Origin of the sequence: Streptomyces sp. NPDC051105, from assembly GCF_040682795.1 — a bacterium.
GTDB lineage: Bacteria > Actinomycetota > Actinomycetes > Streptomycetales > Streptomycetaceae > Streptomyces.
This window is the reverse complement of sequence record NZ_JBFBBR010000014.1, coordinates 1-17,378: the sequence shown is the minus strand read 5'-3', so window position 1 is coordinate 17,378 and position 17,378 is coordinate 1. Positions and strand designations below refer to the sequence as shown.

The 17,378-nt window shown below is 71.2% G+C and carries 14 protein-coding genes; 5 read left to right on the top strand and 9 right to left on the bottom strand.

All coding sequences use genetic code 11. The annotated features are described in order from the left end of the window. Positions 1 to 44: 44 nt before the first annotated feature. The 3 genes from pfkB to AB0N16_RS29950 all read right to left on the bottom strand — a co-directional run bounded on the left by pfkB (position 45) and on the right by AB0N16_RS29950 (position 3,504). A complete protein-coding gene (gene pfkB / locus AB0N16_RS29960) occupies positions 45 to 992 on the bottom strand; it encodes a 1-phosphofructokinase (protein ID WP_365802417.1) in 948 nt (315 codons plus the stop codon). A gap of 47 nt (positions 993 to 1,039) precedes the next feature. Beyond that, on the bottom strand, positions 1,040 to 1,801 hold the full coding sequence (locus tag AB0N16_RS29955) for a DeoR/GlpR family DNA-binding transcription regulator (protein ID WP_365802040.1): 762 nt from the start codon (positions 1,799 to 1,801) through the stop codon (positions 1,040 to 1,042). Positions 1,802 to 2,058: 257 nt separating this feature from the next. Then, on the bottom strand, positions 2,059 to 3,504 hold the full coding sequence (locus AB0N16_RS29950; RefSeq protein ID WP_365802415.1) for an MFS transporter: 1,446 nt from the start codon (positions 3,502 to 3,504) through the stop codon (positions 2,059 to 2,061). Between the two features lie 218 nt (positions 3,505 to 3,722). On the opposite strand from AB0N16_RS29950, the gene AB0N16_RS29945 reads away from it, so the two are divergent. Further along, complete coding sequence (locus AB0N16_RS29945; RefSeq protein ID WP_365802038.1) at positions 3,723 to 4,691, top strand: YafY family protein; 969 nt, start codon at positions 3,723 to 3,725, stop codon at positions 4,689 to 4,691. Positions 4,692 to 4,992: 301 nt separating this feature from the next. Here AB0N16_RS29945 and AB0N16_RS29940 read toward each other — a convergent pair whose 3' ends face one another. Together AB0N16_RS29940 and AB0N16_RS29935 are read right to left on the bottom strand one after the other, a co-directional pair. Beyond that, on the bottom strand, positions 4,993 to 5,664 hold the full coding sequence (locus tag AB0N16_RS29940) for a TetR family transcriptional regulator (RefSeq protein WP_365802036.1): 672 nt from the start codon (positions 5,662 to 5,664) through the stop codon (positions 4,993 to 4,995). A gap of 747 nt (positions 5,665 to 6,411) precedes the next feature. Further along, positions 6,412 to 7,413: a sigma-70 family RNA polymerase sigma factor gene (locus tag AB0N16_RS29935; protein WP_365802034.1), complete on the bottom strand. Its 1,002-nt coding sequence runs from the start codon at positions 7,411 to 7,413 to the stop codon at positions 6,412 to 6,414. 240 nt (positions 7,414 to 7,653) lie between these two features. Between AB0N16_RS29935 and AB0N16_RS29930 the strand changes: the two genes are divergently transcribed. Further along, complete coding sequence (locus AB0N16_RS29930) at positions 7,654 to 8,172, top strand: N-acetyltransferase family protein (RefSeq protein WP_365802032.1); 519 nt, start codon at positions 7,654 to 7,656, stop codon at positions 8,170 to 8,172. 10 nt (positions 8,173 to 8,182) lie between these two features. On the opposite strand, the gene AB0N16_RS29925 is transcribed toward AB0N16_RS29930, so the two are convergent. Then, complete coding sequence (locus tag AB0N16_RS29925) at positions 8,183 to 8,995, bottom strand: class III extradiol ring-cleavage dioxygenase (protein ID WP_365802030.1); 813 nt, start codon at positions 8,993 to 8,995, stop codon at positions 8,183 to 8,185. Positions 8,996 to 9,128: 133 nt separating this feature from the next. Between AB0N16_RS29925 and AB0N16_RS29920 the strand changes: the two genes are divergently transcribed. Next, entirely contained in the window at positions 9,129 to 9,644 is a 516-nt protein-coding gene (locus tag AB0N16_RS29920) for a MarR family transcriptional regulator (protein WP_365802028.1), read from the top strand. 127 nt (positions 9,645 to 9,771) lie between these two features. On the opposite strand, the gene AB0N16_RS29915 is transcribed toward AB0N16_RS29920, so the two are convergent. After that, entirely contained in the window at positions 9,772 to 11,310 is a 1,539-nt protein-coding gene (locus AB0N16_RS29915) for an MFS transporter (RefSeq protein ID WP_365802026.1), read from the bottom strand. 186 nt (positions 11,311 to 11,496) lie between these two features. Beyond that, positions 11,497 to 12,147, bottom strand: a complete 651-nt coding sequence (locus AB0N16_RS29910) for a TetR/AcrR family transcriptional regulator (RefSeq protein ID WP_365802024.1) — start codon at positions 12,145 to 12,147, stop codon at positions 11,497 to 11,499. 272 nt (positions 12,148 to 12,419) lie between these two features. On the opposite strand from AB0N16_RS29910, the gene AB0N16_RS29905 reads away from it, so the two are divergent. Beyond that, positions 12,420 to 13,721, top strand: coding sequence for a M6 family metalloprotease domain-containing protein (locus AB0N16_RS29905; RefSeq protein WP_365802022.1), 1,302 nt, complete (start codon positions 12,420 to 12,422; stop codon positions 13,719 to 13,721). A 351-nt stretch (positions 13,722 to 14,072) separates the two neighbouring features. Further along, complete coding sequence (locus AB0N16_RS29900) at positions 14,073 to 15,662, top strand: IclR family transcriptional regulator C-terminal domain-containing protein (protein ID WP_365802020.1); 1,590 nt, start codon at positions 14,073 to 14,075, stop codon at positions 15,660 to 15,662. Between the two features lie 142 nt (positions 15,663 to 15,804). Here the strand turns inward: AB0N16_RS29900 and AB0N16_RS29895 are convergent, their stop codons facing one another. Then, positions 15,805 to 16,830, bottom strand: a complete 1,026-nt coding sequence (locus tag AB0N16_RS29895) for a hypothetical protein (RefSeq protein ID WP_365802018.1) — start codon at positions 16,828 to 16,830, stop codon at positions 15,805 to 15,807. Positions 16,831 to 17,378: the final 548 nt, after the last annotated feature.

The following is a 17,378-nucleotide window of genomic DNA, read 5'->3' as shown; positions in this document are numbered from 1 at the left end:
GGCGCCGACCAGAGACGCGGCCGCCTGCGGGGTCGTACGAGCGTTCATGACACCGGCTCCGTCAGGTCGCGGTCGACGGGGACGCGGTCGGTGACGGTCACCGCCGTGGGATCCAGATCGGCAGGGGTGGGCATGACGCTGCCGGGCAGTTGGACGGCGGCGGCGCCGTGGGCGACGGCGGAGGCGAGGGCCTTGGGGCCGCTGCCGCCGGCGATGAGGAATCCGGCGAGGGAGGAGTCGCCGGCGCCGACGTTGCTGCGGACGGTGTCCACGCGGGCGCTCGCGAACCAGGCGCCCGCGTCCTCCACGAGGAGCTGGCCGTCGGCGCCCAGGCTCGCGAGGACGGCGCGTGCGCCCATGCCGCGCAACTCCTCGGCCGCCTTCAGCGCGTCGCCGACCGTCGCCAGGGGGCGCCCGACGGCCTCCGCGAGCTCCTCGGCGTTCGGCTTCACCACGTCCGGGCGCTCGCGCAGCGCTTCCAGCAGCGCGCGCCCCGAGGTGTCCAGCGCGATGCGTGCGCCCCCGGCGTGTGCCCGGGCGACCACATCGGCGTACCAGGACGGCGCGAGCCCCCGGGGCAGGCTTCCGCAGCACGCGATCCAGTCCGCGTCACGGGACTGCTCGCGCACCGTCTCCAGGAGCAGCTCCTGCTCCGCCCTCGAGAGTTCCGGACCCGGCGCGTTGATCTTGGTGAGCACCCCGTCGGACTCCGCGAGGGCGATGTTCGAGCGGGTGGCTCCGGCGACCGGGACCGGAGCGACCTCGATGCCCTGCGCGTCGAGCAGGTCGGACACGAGCGCGCCGGGCGCACCCCCCAGGGGCAGCACGGCGACCGTGCGCCGGCCGGCGGCCGCGACGGCGCGTGAGACGTTCACGCCCTTGCCGCCGGGGTCCATGCGTTCGCCGGTGGCTCGGATGACCTCGCCGCGCTCCAGGGAGGGGACCTCGTAGGTGCGGTCGAGGGAGGGGTTGGGGGTGACGGTGAGGATCATGGCCGTACCGCTCGTGCCGTTCGTCGCGCTCGCGCTGTTCGTGGTGCTCATGCTCGTACTACTTCCGTGCCGCCGCGCTCGATGGCGGCGGCGTCGTCGGGGCTCAGCCCGCTGTCGGTGATCAGCAGGTCCACGTCGCTCAGGTCACAGAAGCGGGCGAAGTGCTCCTGGCCGTGCTTGGCGGAGTCGGCGAGCAGGACCACCCGGCGGGCCGCGGCGACGGCCGCCCGCTTCACCGCGGCCTCGGCGAGGTCGGGGGTGGTCAGGCCCTGGTCGGCGGAGAAGCCGTTGGCGGCGACGAAGAGGACGTCCGCCCGGATCTCGCTGTACGCGCGGAGCGCCCAGGCGTCCACGGCGGCGCGCGTGCGGTGCCGTACGCGCCCCCCGACCAGATGGAGCTGGATTCCCGGATGGTCGGCGAGGCGGGCCGCGATCGGCAGGCTGTGCGTGACGACGGTGAGGGACGCCTCCAGCGGGATGGCACCGGCCAGGCGGGCGACCGTCGTGCCGGCGTCGAGGATCAGGGTGCCCTCGGTCGGCAGTTCCGAGACGGCGGCCTTGGCGATGCGGTCCTTCTCGTCGGCCGAGGTGGACTCGCGTTCGGCGAGGTCCGGCTCGAAGTCGAGGCGGCCGGCCGGGATGGCACCGCCGTGCACCCGGCGGACCAGACCGGCGCGGTCCAGGGCTTTCAGGTCACGGCGGATCGTTTCCGCGGTGACCTGGAACTCCTCGGCGAGCGACACGACGTCCACCCGGCCGCCGTCACGGGCGAGCCGGAGGATCTCCTGCTGCCGCTCCGGTGCGTACATGCCCTGCGCCTCCGCTCCAAGATACGTCCGACTGGTGTCCGGTTAATGTCCGACTGAGTCCGACTCGTGCCCGAACTTGTGGTTTCGCTGGAGGCTACGCCCGGATTTCCAGAAAGTAAACAGGTTCGGGCATGGATCGGGCGCGATCGGACTTCCGAGCTGTTCGGAGGGGTCGGGCGGGAAGCACGGGAGACTCCTTCGCGCATGCCGAAGGGCCCGGCACCGGGAGGTGTCGGGCCCTTCGGCAGGGGGCGCGCTCAGTGGACGAGCGCGCCCTCCTCCTTCGTTCGCGCCGGGAGCGGCTCCTGCACGCCGCCGCCCTCCAGGTGCTGCGCCGGCCGCTTCGGCAGGGCGGACATCAGCAGGAACATCACGACCATGAGGGCGGCCACCCAGAGCAGCGCGTGCTGGAAGGCGTTCACGAAGGCCGGGCCGAGCGGGGCGGAGGTCAGGCGGTCGTCGACGACGCCGAAGAAGACGACCGAGACCAGGCCGAGACCGAGCGCGTTGCCCATCTGCTGCACGGTGTTGATCAGCCCGGAGGCGGAACCGGCGTGCTCACGCGGCACCTCCGACAGCACCGTGTCGGTCAGCGGGGCGACGATCAGGCCCATGCCCGTACCCATCACGACCAGCGGCAGGGCCATCTGCCAGGAGGCGATGGCCAGGCCGTAGCGATCGGACTCCCAGATGTAGACCAGGACGCCGAGGCCCATCACCAGGGCGCCCGCCTGGAGCACCTTGCGGCCGAAGCGCGGGACCAGCTTCTGCACGGACAGGCCGGCCGCGACGGAGACGGCGATCGAGAACGGCACCCCGGTCAGGCCGGCGTGCAGCGGGGTCCAGCCGAGGCCGACCTGCATGTACAGCGTCCAGACCAGGAAGAAGATGCCCAGCGCGACGCCGAAGACGGTCTGCACGGCGATGCCGGCGGCAAAGCTCTTCACCCGGAACAGAGACGGTTCGATGAGCGGCGAACCGTCGCGGGCGGCCTTCCGGCGTTCGTACGCCACCAGCGCGCCGAAGACGACGAGCGCCCCCGCCATCGACGCATACCCCCACAGCGGCCAGCCCAGCTCGCGGCCGCGGGTCAGCGGGTAGAGCAGCATCAGCAGGCCGAGGGTCACCAGAGCGACACCGACGAGGTCGAGCTTCAGGGCGTGCGGGGCCTTGGATTCGCTGATGTAACGGCGACCGAGGAGCAGGGCCGCGACGCCGACCGGGAGGTTGATGAGGAAGATCGGACGCCACTCGAGGCCGAGGACGTTCCACTCCGTCAGGAGGGCGCCGAGCACCGGGCCGGAGACCGCGCCCAGGCCGACGATCGCGCCGAACAGGCCGAAGACCTTGCCGCGTTCGTGCGCCGGGAAGGTGGCGTGCACGATCGACAGGACCTGCGGGACCATCATCGCGGCCATGCCACCCTGCAGGATGCGGGCGGCGACCAGCATCTCCGGGTCGGCGGCGAAGCCGCACAGGGCCGAGGCGAGAGTGAAGCCAGCGACACCGATCAGGAACAGACGTTTGCGGCCATGAATGTCGCCGAGGCGGCCGCCGGTGATCAGGCCGGCGGCGAAGGCCAGGGCGTAGCCGGCGGTTATCCACTGGATCTGGCCGAAGGAGGCACCGGCGTCCCGCTGAATGGAGGGGATCGCGACGTTGACGATCGTGACGTCGACCAGGTCCATGAAGGCGGCGGTCATGACGATGGCCAGGGCCAGCCAGCGGTGCGGGGCACCGGGGTCGGCCGACGTGCCGGGCGCCGCCGGGGTCGCCGTGGCGGGTTGGCTGCGGATTCGTCGTGGTGGAGTGCGCAGTTCCCCGCGCCCCTTTGCGGCGTTGTCGTCAACGGAAGTCATGTCGTCAACGTAGGACGCGAATAGGTCAGATCCTGTCCTAGTCATGCGGCATCCTCTGACGCATGACGACAGACACTCCGGCTCGGCTGCTTCAGCTCCTGTCTCTGCTCCAGACGCCCCGTGAGTGGCCCGGCGGTGAACTCGCCGAACGGCTCCGGGTGTCCCGGCGCACCGTGCGGCGGGACATCGACCGGCTGCGGGAACTGGGGTATCCCGTCGAGGCCAGCAAGGGGGCCGACGGCGGGTACCGGCTGGTCGCCGGGAAGGCGATGCCGCCGTTGCTGCTCGACGACGAGGAGGCCGTCGCCATCGCGGTCGGGCTGCGCGCCGGGGCGGGACATGCCGTGGAGGGGGTGGACGAGGCGTCGGTACGGGCGCTGGCGAAGCTGGAGCAGGTGCTGCCGGCCCGGCTACGGCACCGGGTGGCCACGCTTCAGGCCGCGACCACGCCGCTGACCATCGGGGACGGGGCGAGTATCGCGCCGGAGACACTGACCGTGATGGCGTCGGCGGTGGCGGGCCGGGAGCGGTTGCGGTTCGCCTACCGGGCGGCGGACGGAAGCGAGACACGGCGGCAGGCCGAGCCGTACCGGCTGGTGTCGACGGGACGGCGGTGGTACCTCGTGGCGTACGACCTCGACCGCGACGACTGGCGGACGTTCCGGGTCGACCGGGTGAGCGAGCCGTTCGCGACCGGGGCGCGGTTCGCTCCGCGGGAGATGCCGACGGGAAGCGCGGCGGAGTATCTGCGCCGGTCGATCCAACGGCAGCAGGAGACGTACGAGTTCGTGGTCGCGTTCGCCGGCACGGTGGAGGAGGTGGCGGCCCGGCTGCCGGGGTGGCTGGGGACGCCGGTGGACGAAGGGGGCGGGTGGTGTGTGGTCCGGGGAGTCGGCGGGGATCCGATGGAGTGGCTGGCGGTGCGGTTGGTGATGGCGGGGGGCGAGTTCGTGGTGCGGGAGCCTCGGGAACTCGTGGAGTGCGTAAGGGAGTTGGGGGGTCGGCTGGTTCGGGCGGGTGGGGGTGCGTGAGCGGGCGGGCAGGGCGCCTCCCAGGCCTTTCAGACTTTGGAGGTCCTTCAGGCGCTGGAGGTCCTTCAGGCGCTGGAGGTTCTTCAGGCGCTGACAGCCCCTCAAGACACTGGAGGCCCTTCAGGCGCTCGAGGTGCTTCAGGCGCTGACGACCCCTCAAGACACTGGAGGTCCTTCAGGCGCTGGAGGTCCTTCAGGAGCTGGAAGTCCTTCAGGCGCTGACGGCCCCTCAAGGCACCGGAGGTCCTTCAGGCGCCGGAGAGGCACGACTGCCCGCAGCCGGCTCGACCGGTCGTACCGGCTACGCCTGCTCCTCCCAGGCGAACCCGCGCAGATCCCCCAGGTTCCGCAGCGCCAGCGCCGCCGGTCCCTCCGCGCCCGACGGGGACGCCGTGCCCGCCGCCCAGGACTCCACCGCCACCCGGACCGCCGCGCCGGCCACCGCCGAGGTGAAACGGAGGTGAGGAGTGGGGGCAACGTTGTCGGGTGTGGTGCGCTCCGCCAGGATCGTCGCCAGGAGGTCTTCCGAGGACTGGCAGACCTCCGCCCACACCTTGCGCAGGGCCGGGCTGGTGTCGGCGAGGTGGATCAGGGTGCGCACCCACTCCCAGGACGCCGCGGAGACGCCCACGCCGGGGGTCAGGGTGTGGTGGACGGCGTGTTCGAGCGCCTCGGGGACCGAGAGGGACGCCGGAGCCGACCGTACGGCCTCCGCCCAGCGCTGGGCGCCCGCCGCGTAGAGCGGGGCGACCGCCTCCTCCTTCGTGGCGAAGTAGCGGTAGAACGTGCGGGGGGCGATGCCGGCGGCGTGTGCGATGTCCTCGGCGCGGGTGGCCCGTAGGCCCTGCCGTACGAAGAGGCCCGCGGCCGCCCGGGCGATCTCCATGCGGGTCTCGGCCTTGCGCCGCTCTGTCAGGGAGACACCGGGAGGATCCTGCCGAGGGGTGTTGCCGGTGGTACTGGGGGTGCTCACCTCGGCAGGCTATGCCGCTATGGCAGAATCTGCCATCCGGCGGTTCACCCCGTGGTTCAGGTACGGGGTGGGCCGCCGTTCCAGCATGCCGGGAAGAGCTCCAGCATGCCGGGGGGAGAGAGACAGGGCCCGGCAAACGCGCCGAGCCGTGGCGGGCGGACCGAGTCGCGCCGAGCCGTATCGAGCAACCGCAGCGCAGTCGCCGGGCCATCGCCGGACTGTCACCGGGCAGCAATGGAGCCGGGCTCCGGCACCCGGGGGGGGGTTAGGCGCCGAAGCCCGGCTCTGCGGAAGTCCCGGCGCCGGGGGGGATGGCGCGTCGGGACATGGCTCACCGAGGGGTCGTCATACGTCGTCGTCAGAGATCGGCGCAGGCTGCCACCGGGAGTCGAGCAGGCACCGGTCCGCCGAAACGGACCCTCCGGCGGACCTCCGCGGCAAACTCACCGAAGCCTGCTCTCCTGAGTCGGGTCTCCCGAGTCGGCTCTCCTGATCGAACCGACCACCACCCCAGCCGGAGCCCTCAACTCCCCGGCCCGAAATGGTTGTTCCCTACACACGGCGCCTTGAAGCGGCGGTACCGCGCCATGTTTGCGCCGTCTTTCGCCACCCGGCGCACGCGCTCGGCGTGAACGGTTCCACGCGCGCCCCCAGGCTCGCGAGCCCGCACACCCCCCGGAGTCTCCACGGACCCGCGAACCCCCGCCGAAGCGGGAGCCCCATGCGCACGAGCCCCCTCGCACTCCCTTACGCCGCCGGCTCGAACCCCGTGCTGCGGGCCAGCTTCTTCAGCTCCAGCAGCGCGTGCTTCTCGATCTGGCGGATGCGCTCGCGGGTCAGGCCGTGCTCCTTGCCGACCTCGGTCAGCGTGCGCTCGCGGCCGTCCTCGATGCCGTACCGCATCTTGATGATGGAGGCCGTGCGCTGGTCCAGGCGGCCGATCAGGTCGTCCAGTTCCTCGCTGCGCAGCAGGGTCAGGACGGACTGCTCGGGGCTGACCGCCGACGTGTCCTCGAGGAGGTCGCCGAACTGGGTGTCACCGTCGTCGTCCACCGACATGTTCAGCGAGACCGGGTCACGGGCCCAGTCGAGGACGTCGATGACGCGCTCGGAGTTGGAGCCCAGTTCGGCGGCGATCTCGGCGGGCTCCGGGTCGCGGCCGTGTTCCCGGTTGAACTCGCGCTGGACGCGCCGGATCCGGCCGAGCTCCTCCACCAGGTGGACGGGGAGCCGGATGGTCCGGGACTGGTCGGCGATGGACCGGGTGATCGCCTGGCGGATCCACCAGGTGGCGTACGTGGAGAACTTGAAGCCCTTGCGGTAGTCGAACTTCTCGACGGCGCGCACCAGGCCGGCGTTGCCCTCCTGGATCAGGTCGAGGAGGGGCAGGCCGCTGCGCGGGTAGCGTCGGGCGACGGCCACGACAAGGCGGAGGTTGGAGCGGATGAAGACGTCCTTGGCCCGCTCGCCGGCGACGACGAGCGCCTCCAGCTCCTCGCGGGTGGCGTCCGACCCGGACTCCTCCTCGCCGTCGAGGACCTGCCGCGCGAACACCCCCGCCTCAATGGTCTGGGACAGCTCGACTTCCTTGGCGGCGTCGAGGAGCGGTGTGCGCGCGATCTCGTCGAGATACATGCCGACCAGATCGCGGTCGGCGATCTCGCCGCCATGGACGCGGCGAACACTGCTTGCCGAGTCGGCCGTCTCGCCGGTGGCGGACTGACGACGGGCGACGGCACGGGTTGCCATGCGGTGCTCCCTTGCGATGGTGGGCGGGCGGGGTGGTCCTATCCGGTTCTTCTCGGTCTTCGGTGGATGCTCGGCGCTCGGCTCGCGGCGCCCCGGAAGTCCGCTTCTGGAACTCCCGGCGTCCTGGTCGGGTGCCCGGCATCCGAAGGAAACAACGACTGGAATCCGGACAGAATTCCCATGCCGCCCCCCGATTTTTCTGATCATGCAGTACCCTGTCGAACCGACCGAGGGGGCCTGATGTCGTCGGAACGTGCAGAGGTGCAGGTCAGGCCGGGAGTCGAGGGGGACCTCGAAGCCCTCACGAACCTCTACAACCACTACGTACGTGAGACGTCCATCACCTTTGACACGACGGTCTTCACGCCGGAAGAGCGTCGTGCGTGGTTGCTCTCCCACCCGGAAGACGGCCCGTACCGGCTGATGGTTGCCACGTCGGCGGACTCACAGGAAATTCTCGGGTACGCCACATCCAGCCCTTACCGCGCGAAACCCGCCTACGGGACCTCGGCGGAGACCACGGTCTACGTCGCCCCGGACGCCGGCGGGCGCGGCGTCGGCACGCTCCTCTACAAAGCCCTCTTCGAGGCGCTCGCGGACGAGGACCTGCACCGCGCCTACGCGGGCATCGCGCAGCCGAACGAGGCGTCCACCCGGCTGCACGAGCGCTTCGGGTTCCGGTACGTCGGCACGTACCGCGAGGTGGGCCGCAAGTTCGGCCGCTACTGGGACGTGGCCTGGTACGAGAAGGACCTCTGACCGGGCCGGCTCAGCCGAACTGCACCGACCGCTTCGCCATCCCCATCCAGAACCCGTCGATCACCGACTTCTGCGCGTCCAGTTCGCCGCCGGCCTCCGCCGCGCCCATGGTGACGAAGAGCGGGGCGAAGTGCTCGGTGCGCGGGTGGGCGTAACGGCCGGCCGGGGCCTTGTCGAGGAAGTCGAGGAGGGCGTCCCAGTCACGCTCCTCCAGCGCCCGGTGTCCCCAGTCGTCGAACTCAGAGGACCAGGAGGGCACCCCGGCCCCGGTGTGACGCAGGGCGGCCAGGTTGTGGGTGAAGAAGCCGGAGCCGACGATCAGCACGCCCTCGTCGCGCAGCGGGGCGAGCCGGCGGCCGATCTCCATCAGGCGGACCGGGTCGAGGGTGGGCATGGAAATCTGGAGGACAGGGATGTCCGCGGCCGGGAACATCTCCACCAGGGGCACGTAGGCGCCGTGGTCGAGTCCGCGGTCCGGGATGTCCTGCACGGGGGTGCCGGGGGCGCGCAGCAGCTTGCGTACGGACTCGGCGAGCGCCGGCGCGCCGGGGGCCGCGTACCGCACCTGGTAGTAGTGCTCGGGGAAGCCCCAGAAGTCGTAGACGAGGGGGACGGTCTGTACGGCACCGAGGGCGAGGGGGGCCTCCTCCCAGTGGGCGGAGACCATCAGGATCGCCTTGGGGCGGGGCAGACCGGCGCTCCAGGCGGCCAGTTCGCCGGGCCAGACCGGGTCGTCGGCGAGCGGCGGCGCGCCGTGGCTCAGGTAGAGGGCGGGCATGCGCTCCCGGGAAGCGGCGGATCGCTCCTGTGCGGCGGCGGTCATGACGGCGGCTCCCTCCACGGACGGGAACCCCCCAGGGCCCCATGTTCCCTACGTTTTAACTCTCAAGCTTTTCGTGGAACACCATACGCCCCACTTGTTTAACCTTCAAGGAGAGGCTCGTACAGTGGGATACATGAATACGGCATCCACATCCGCGACCGCCGAACGGCACCGTTGGCTCAGCGACGACGAACAGCACGTCTGGCGCTCGTATCTGCACGCCACGACCCTGCTGGAGGACCATCTGGACCGTCAGCTCCAGCGGGACGCGGGGATGCCGCACATCTACTACGGCCTGCTCGTCGGGCTCGCCGAGGCGCCCGGGCGGCGGCTGCGGATGACCGAGCTGGCCATGGGGGCGAAGATCACCCGGTCCCGGCTCTCGCACGCCGTCGCGCGCCTGGAGAAGAACGGCTGGGTACGCCGGGAGGACTGCCCCTCCGACAAGCGGGGCCAGTTCGCCGTCCTGACCGACGAGGGCTCCGAGGTGCTGCGGCGCACCGCGCCGGGCCATGTGGCCGCCGTACGGCAGGCGCTGTTCGAGCGGCTGACCCCCGAACAGCAGCAGACCCTCGGCGAGATCATGCAGATCGTCGCCGAGGGCCTGCAGCCCAACGAAGCGGGCGCGGACCTGCCCTGGCTCCGCTGAGGAGGCTCAGGAAGCTCAGGACAGGTCCGCGTGCGGGTACCCGGTCGACCGGTGGCCGGTCAGTGGTCGCTCAGTGAGTCGCTTAGAGGTCGTCGCTCAGAGGTCGCTCAGTGAGTCGCTCAGAGGCTCAGTGGGCGACCACCGGGATCGCCACCTCGTCCTCCGCGCCCTCGCCCGAGGCCACCGTCGTGGTGTCCGGCTTGCCGGCGTTGACGAAGGTCACCACGACCACCGCGGCCAGCACCAGCATGCCGACGGCGACCCAGATCGCGTTGGCGTAGCCGTGCACGGCGCCCTCCATCTGGACCAGCTGCTGCTGCGACTTGGAGGTCGCGGTGGCGATGTGGTCCTTGATGTACGACGTCGTCGCGGACGCGGCGATCGTGTTCAGCAGGGCGGTGCCGATCGCGCCGCCCACCTGCTGCGAGGTGTTGACCATCGCGGAGGCGACACCGGCGTCCCGGGGTTCGACGCCGAGCGTGGCCAGGGACATGGCCGGCATGAACGCCGTACCCATGCCGAGACCGAGCAGCAGCATCGCCGGCAGGATCGTAGAGGCGTACGACGAGCCGATCTCCATCTGGGTCATCACCAGCATGCCGGCCGCGGCGACCAGGAAGCCGGGGCCCATCAGCGCCCGGGCCGGGACCCGGGTCATCAGACGGGTGCCGATCTGGGTCGAGCCGACCATCATGCCCGCGATCATCGGCAGGAACGCGAAGCCGGTCTTGATCGGCGAGAAGCCCTTGATGACCTGGAGGTAGTAGGTCAGGAAGAGGAACGTGCCGAACATCGCGATGATCGCGATACCGAGCGAGAGGTAGATACCGCCGCGGTTGCGGTCGAGGACCACGCGCAGCGGCAGCAGCGGGGCCTTGACCCGGGTCTCGGTGACGACGAACGCGACCAGCAGCACCACGGAGGCGACGAACAGGCCGATGGTGGTGGCGTCGCCCCAGCCGTCGGACTCGGCGCGGGTGAAGCCGTAGACCAGGGAGACCAGGCCGAGGGTGGACAGGAGCACGCCGGGGATGTCGAGCGGGTTGCGGTTGCGCCCGCCCTCCGGCTCGCGGATGACGAAGTACGCGCCGAGCGCCGCGACGATGGCGAACGGGATGTTCACGAAGAACGTCCAGCGCCAGTCCAGGTACTCGGTGAGCACACCGCCGAGGATGAAGCCGACGGCGCCGCCGCCACCGGCGATCGCGCCGTAGATGCCGAACGCCTTGGCACGCTCCTTGGCGTCCGTGAACATCACGGCGAGCAGGGAGAGCGCGGCCGGGGCGAGCATGGCACCGAAGGCGCCCTGCAGGGCGCGGGCGCCGAACATCATCGCGCCGCTGGTCGCCGCGCCACCGAGCGCGGAGGCGGCGGCGAAGCCGATCAGGCCTATGACGAAGGCCCGCTTACGGCCCCACAGGTCGGCGATCCGGCCGCCGAAGAGCAGCAGACCGCCGAAGGCGAGGGCGTAGGCCGTGACGACCCACTGCCGGTTGCCGTCGGAGATGCCCAGGTCGGTCTGGGCGGAGGGCAGTGCGATGTTCACGATGGTGGCGTCGAGGACGACCATCAGCTGGGCGAGCGCGATGAAGACGAGCGCTTTCCAGCGGTTGGCGTCACCGGACTGCGCCGGTGCGCCGGGAGCCTTGGCGGCTGTTTCTGACATGGGGGTACCCACTTCGTGACTTCGTGAATGCGTGACGGAAAGCCGGTGCTTGCTTCGTGACGGAAAAACGGATCGGTGGAGCGCAGACGGTGGTCGGCGCGGATCAAGGGGTGCGCCGAACAAAGGACCGGTGCTCGGTCCGGAACTGATCGGCCCCTGTGGGACGGTGCGGTCTCTCTCGGTCGGTCAGGCCTGGCGGAGGTCCTCCATGGTCACGGCCGTGCCCGGCAGGGCGGAGCAGGCCGGGGCCCGCAGTCCGTCCAGGAACAGCTGCAGATGACGGTGGACGAAGCGGTCGCCGACCAGGCAGTCGGTGCCGAACGGGGGCCGGCTGAGCTGGGCCACGGCGATCATGACGTCGCCGACACCCACGTCCGGACGGAGCTGCCCGGCCGCCTTGGCACGGTCCATGAGCTGGTCGATGAGCTGCTCGCACCGCTCGCGCGCCGCTTCCAGGTCGGGGTGGTTCTTGTCGAAGGTGCTGGAGACCATCGGGCACAGCGCGCTGACCCGCTCGTCGGCGGAGGCGTGCACGAACCGCTCCAGCGCCCCGAAGGCGTCCCCGCTCTCCGCGAGCGCGAGCTCGGCCGCTTCCGACGTCCGGTCCATCACGGAGCAGACGACCTCGCGGACGAGTGCGTCACGGTCGGGGAAGTTGCGGTACACCGTGGCGTTGCCGACGCCGGCCCGGCGGGCGATCTCGTCGAGCGGCACGTCGGGGCCGTACTCGGTGAACATCTCGCGGGCGGCGGTGACGATCCGCTCCCGGTTGCGCAGAGCGTCGGCGCGGGGCCGGGGCGCCTTGCGCACGGTGGGGATGGCGGTCGCGGTCTGCACGGCGCACTCCTGGTCTTGGTCTGGGTGGTGCCTTGGGCTTCCACGATCCGGGGATCCGCTCCCCGTTTCGCGCGGACACAGGTCTAAACGGGGAGAGGGTCCCCGGTTATTTCCCCACCTTCCCCAAACTTCCTGTGACCTGAGTCACACCTTCTGCCGCGGGGAATCCCACGATCGGCCTCTCCAGCGCGCGCCCAACGCCCCCTCGACACAGGGTGATCGAAAGGGTGCAGCCGGAAACCGGCGGCTGCCGTGGAGCGGAAGGTCCATGCATGCAGCCGCAGCCCCGCCGCCCGATACCCCCGAACCGCCGGATAGGCCACCGCCGTGCGGTCTCCCTCGCCGCCGTGACCGTGCTGATCCTCGCGGTCGGGACCTCGGCGGGCACCGGGCACCTCACGGCGGCGCCCACGCCGGCCGGCGCCGGTCCGATCGCGCTGGCCCGCTCCTCGGTCTATGGCCCCTGTCTGATCAGCGGCGGCCACGAGGTCCAGATGACCGAGGGCATACCGACCCCGGGCGGCTACTCCCGCTCCACCGGCACCGTGCACGCCCTGACCCTGATGGTCGACTTCTCCGACGCGCCCGGCCAGGGCAGCGCGCTCGACCGCTACCACGAGTTCTTCCCGCAGACCCAGGACTGGTTCCGCACCGCCTCCTACGGCAAGCTCGACTACCAGCCGGCGGCCCCGGTCGACCACTGGCTGCGGATGCCCAAGCCGTTCGCGGCGTACGGCATAGAGCGCGGCGCCCCCTTCGACCCCGGCTACCGGCAGCTGGTCCAGGACATCGTGGCCGCCGCCGACCCGGACGTGGACTTCCGGTCGTACGACCTCCTGAACGTGCTGATCACCCCGAACGCCGGCCCCTCCGCCCTGGACACGGTGCTGTCGGTGACCTTCGCCGGCAACTCCGACGCCCCGGTCGCCGACGGCGTCCCGGTCGCCAACGCCTCCTTCGTCTACTCCCGCCAGGACGACGGCTCCGGCTCCTACCCGCAGACCGGCTACCGGGTCCTCCCCCACGAGAACGGCCATGTCTTCGGCCTGCCCGACCTCTACACCCAGGAGGGCGGGGGCGCGGTCGGGCACTGGGACATCATGAGCGAGGACTGGGGCGCCGACAACGACCTCCTCGCCTGGCACAAGTGGAAGCTGGGCTGGCTCGACGCCGACCAGGTCAGCTGCGCGGCGGCCCACGGCTCCACCGACCACACGCTGACCCCGCTCGCCCGCGCCGGCGGCCCCAAGCTGGTCTTCGTCCCCGTCGACGCCCGCACCGGCTACGCCCTGGAGGTCCGCACCCAGGGCGGCAACGACGAGGAGGTCTGCCGCCCGGGCGTCCTCATCTACAAGGTCGACGCGAACGTCGACACCGGCCGCGGACCGATCAAGGTGTACGACGCCCACGGCGACACCGGTGGCTGCACCCGCAGCCCCAACGTCCAGGCGGAACTCTCCGACGCCCCGTTCGGCCCGGGCGAGACCTTCAAGGACCCGAAACACGGGATCGAGGTGCGGGTGCTGGGGGTGGATGCGACGGGGGACTACCAGGTGCGGATCGCTCGGGGGTAGGAGGGCGTGGGGGTGGGGGAAGGGGGCGCGGGGGGTGAACGGGGGGGGCGCGGGTCCACGGGGAGCGCTGGTGGAGGGGGAGCGCGAGTGGAGGGGGAGTACTGGTAGGGCGCGAGGTTGCGCGCTCCAGCACGGGGGTGTGGAGCGTGGCGCGGAGTCGCGCAAGCCGGCGCGGGGGTGCGCAAGCCGGCGCTGGGTCGCGGCCCCCGGCGCGGGACTGCCGGACCCGGCGCGAAGTCGCGGCACCCGGCGCGGGACTGCGGGACCCGGCGCTGATCGGCTCGGGCGTCCACGGTTTACGGTAGGCGTGCCCCGATCGAGGCCTGTGCTGATGGCCGTACCGGAGAGTCGATGACCGCCGCCACCCCCCTGCCCTCCTCCACCGCACCGCACGAGCCGCCCGCCGAGGCGGTCGCGCCGCTGATCCGAGGCGTGGCGGTGCTGGAGGCGCTGACCGAGGCGGGCGGGACCCTGAGCGCGAGCGCGCTGGAACGCCGTACCGGCCTGGCCCGTTCCACGGTCGACCGGATCACCGCGACCCTCGCCCGCATGGGATACGTCCGCCAGGCCGGCCGGGACGCGGTGCTCACTCCGCACGTGATGGAGCTCGGCAACGCCTACCTGGCCGCCCTCCGCCTGCCCGCCCTCCTCGACCCGTACGCCGACGCGCTCGCCGACGAACTCGACGAGTCGGTCTCGCTCGCGGTCGCCGACCGGGACGGCATCCGTTTCATCCACCAGGCCACCCGCCGCCGCGCGATGTCCGTCAGCTTCCGCATCGGCGACCTGCTGCCGGCCGAACGCACCGCCCCCGGCCCGCTGTTCGCGGCGGACTGGGCGGAGACGGAGTGGTCGGCCTGGCGGGCCCGGCGCGCGGCGGACCCGTCCGACGCGGGTTTCCCGGCCGTACCGCCCCGCGTCCCCGGTACCGGTGTCGGGGACGGCTTCGAGGCGCGGGCGGACCGGGCCCGCGCGGACGGCTGGGCCCTGGACGACCAGCTGATCGAACCGGGCCTGGTCGCGGTGTCGGTTCCCGTCCGTGACCCGGCCGGCGGCAGGGTCGCCTGCGTGGCCAGCGTCGTTAGCCACACCAGCCGTCACACGGCTGCGGACCTGCGCGCCACGCTGCTCCCCCGCCTGCGCACGGCGGTGGCGGCGATGGAGACGGAACTGCGCGAGGCCCCGCCGCCGTACCCGGGGCCCCCGCCCGCCGGCCTGGCCGGCTGGACCACGGCGTCCAAGCACGAGTTGGGCCGCGACTTCGTGGAGTCACTGGCCCGCGGGCTGACGGTCCTCACGGCGTTCGGCGAGGGCCGCTCGGCCCTGACGCTGACGGACGTGGCGCAGGCGACGGGCCTGGCCCGGGCGACGGCCCGACGGGCACTGATCACGTACGAGCACCTGGGCCTGGTGACCGCGGAGGGCCGCACGTTCGCCCTCACCCCGCGGGTGCTGTCCCTCGGCTATCCGCCGCTGTCCCGCACCACCCTCGCCCGCCTGGCCACCCCCCGCCTCCGAGCCCTCACGGACCGCCTGCACGAGCCGGCGGCCCTGGCCGTACTGGTGCCGGGGACCGACCCGCCGGAGATCCAGTACATCGCGGTGGCGACCGCGAGCCGCGTCCTGACCGTGGACATCACGGTCGGCACCCGCCTGCCGGCGGCCCGCACCTCCCTCGGCCGGGCCCTCCTCGCCCCCGACGAACCACGCGGATACGCCCTGGCGGACGAGGAACTGGAGTCGGGTCTGCGCTCGATCGCGGTACCGGTACGCGACCGCACGGGCCGCCCGGTCGCCGCTCTGAACGTGGCCACTCACGCGGCCCGCCGCACTCTGGAGGAATGCGTGACCGAACTCCTCCCGGAACTCCGTGCCACAGCCACCCACATCCAGACCGACCTGCACACCGCTTCCCGCTTCACCCGGGTCCCGCCCTCCTGAAACGGCGGGGCAGGGGCTGCTCATCGGATCGCCAGATTCTCGAGGCACGACCTGACCGCCGCTCGCACCCACAGGATCATCCGCATCTGTGAGCGCTGAAGCTCAGTGGTGAAAGAGCTCCCCGTCCCCGGCCCGCCCGCACTCAGCGCAGCCGCGCGAGCAGCAGATTCGGATCCGTGCGCGTGAGGTACGCCCCGCTCGCCACGTACACGGTCGAGCCCTTGACCGCCACCGAGGTCGGGTTCTCGATCCCGTCCGCCGCCGTCAGTACCGTCTGAACCATGCCGTCCGAGCTGACGATGCTGGCCTGGTTGGTGCCGTTCTGGGCGGCCAGCACCTGGTCGCCGCGGCCGGTGAAGGTGAAGTCGTCGATCCCGGACAGGCCGGTCGCCTTGACGGTGTCCGTACCTGCCGTGCCGTCCTTGTTGATCGGTACCCGAAGCAACGTACCGTTGCCGGTGTTGGTCACCCACACGGCGCCGTTGTGCACCTTGACACCGTTGGCCCCCAACGAGGACGTCGAGGTCGAACCGGGTTGGAAGTCGCCTCCCTGTGTCCACAGGGAGGCGACCCTCGTCCTCAGCGACACCTTCCACACGGTGCCGGACGAGGAGTCGGTCGCGTACAAGGTGTCACGGCTCGCGTCGATCGCCAGGCCGTTCAGCACCTTCACTTCGGGCATCGCCACCACCAGCACGGGAGTGCCACCGCCCGCCGGGATCCGATAGATGCCGGAATTGGCGCCCGCGTTGTAGTTGACGTAGAGCGTGCCGTCGGCGGTACGTACGATGCCGGACGCCGTCGCCGTCGCGTTGCCGGTGGGCGGCGCGGGAAGGGTCGCCAGTACGGTGATCGTCCCGCTCGTGGCCACCTGGGCCACCTGCCGGGACTTCTGGAACGTCACATCGGCGGCCCCGCCCGGCTCCAGCGTGATGTTCTCCGGCTGCTGCAGGGTGGCGATGTCGAAATGGACGACCTCGCGCGCACCGCTCAGCGGCGCGGTGGCACCGAAAGCGGTACCTGTGGTTTGTGCGCCGACGACCAGTCCGGCGAGCGTGACCGCGCTCAGCAGGAGGGAGCGGCGATAGCGGCGAAGGCGAATGGAAATGAGGGCTCCCCGGGTCGTTGGCGGACCGATGCGAGCAGTTGACGGGCCTGATGCTCGCAACCTTGTCTGAGAACAGCCCAGGATTCGCATGAGAAACCCCCTTATCGCCGTGCCAACCGCGCCGCCCGCTCGGGCCGGCGGATTCAGCTGATGTGCGCGAGCAGCAGATCTGGGTCCGTGGGCGTGAAGTGCGTATCGCTCGCCACGTACGCGTCGCACCCTTGGCCACCACCGACGTCGGGTTCGCGCCGAAGGCCGAGTACCGGACCAATGGGCATCCGGCCAGTATCTGGGTGCGCGAGGACGTGCTCCTCAACAGACTCACAAGTCTGCTGAACTCGTGAGTTGCTTTCACCGATTCTGCAGAATTACGGAATCACCGTGAAGGGCGGAATCATTACTTCGTCAGGTCCCGGCGGGGCAGCATCAATTCATCCGCAGGTCGGGGCGAATTCACATGGCTGGGCACGGGAGTTCCGGAAAGCACGGAGTCCCGGACGCGTGGCCACGCGTCAGGCCACGAAGCCGCCGGCGGCGGACGGTCCGCCGTACGCCCCGTGTGTGCTGTGCCGGGAGCCGACCCAGTACCCCGAGTCGTACAAGGGCAT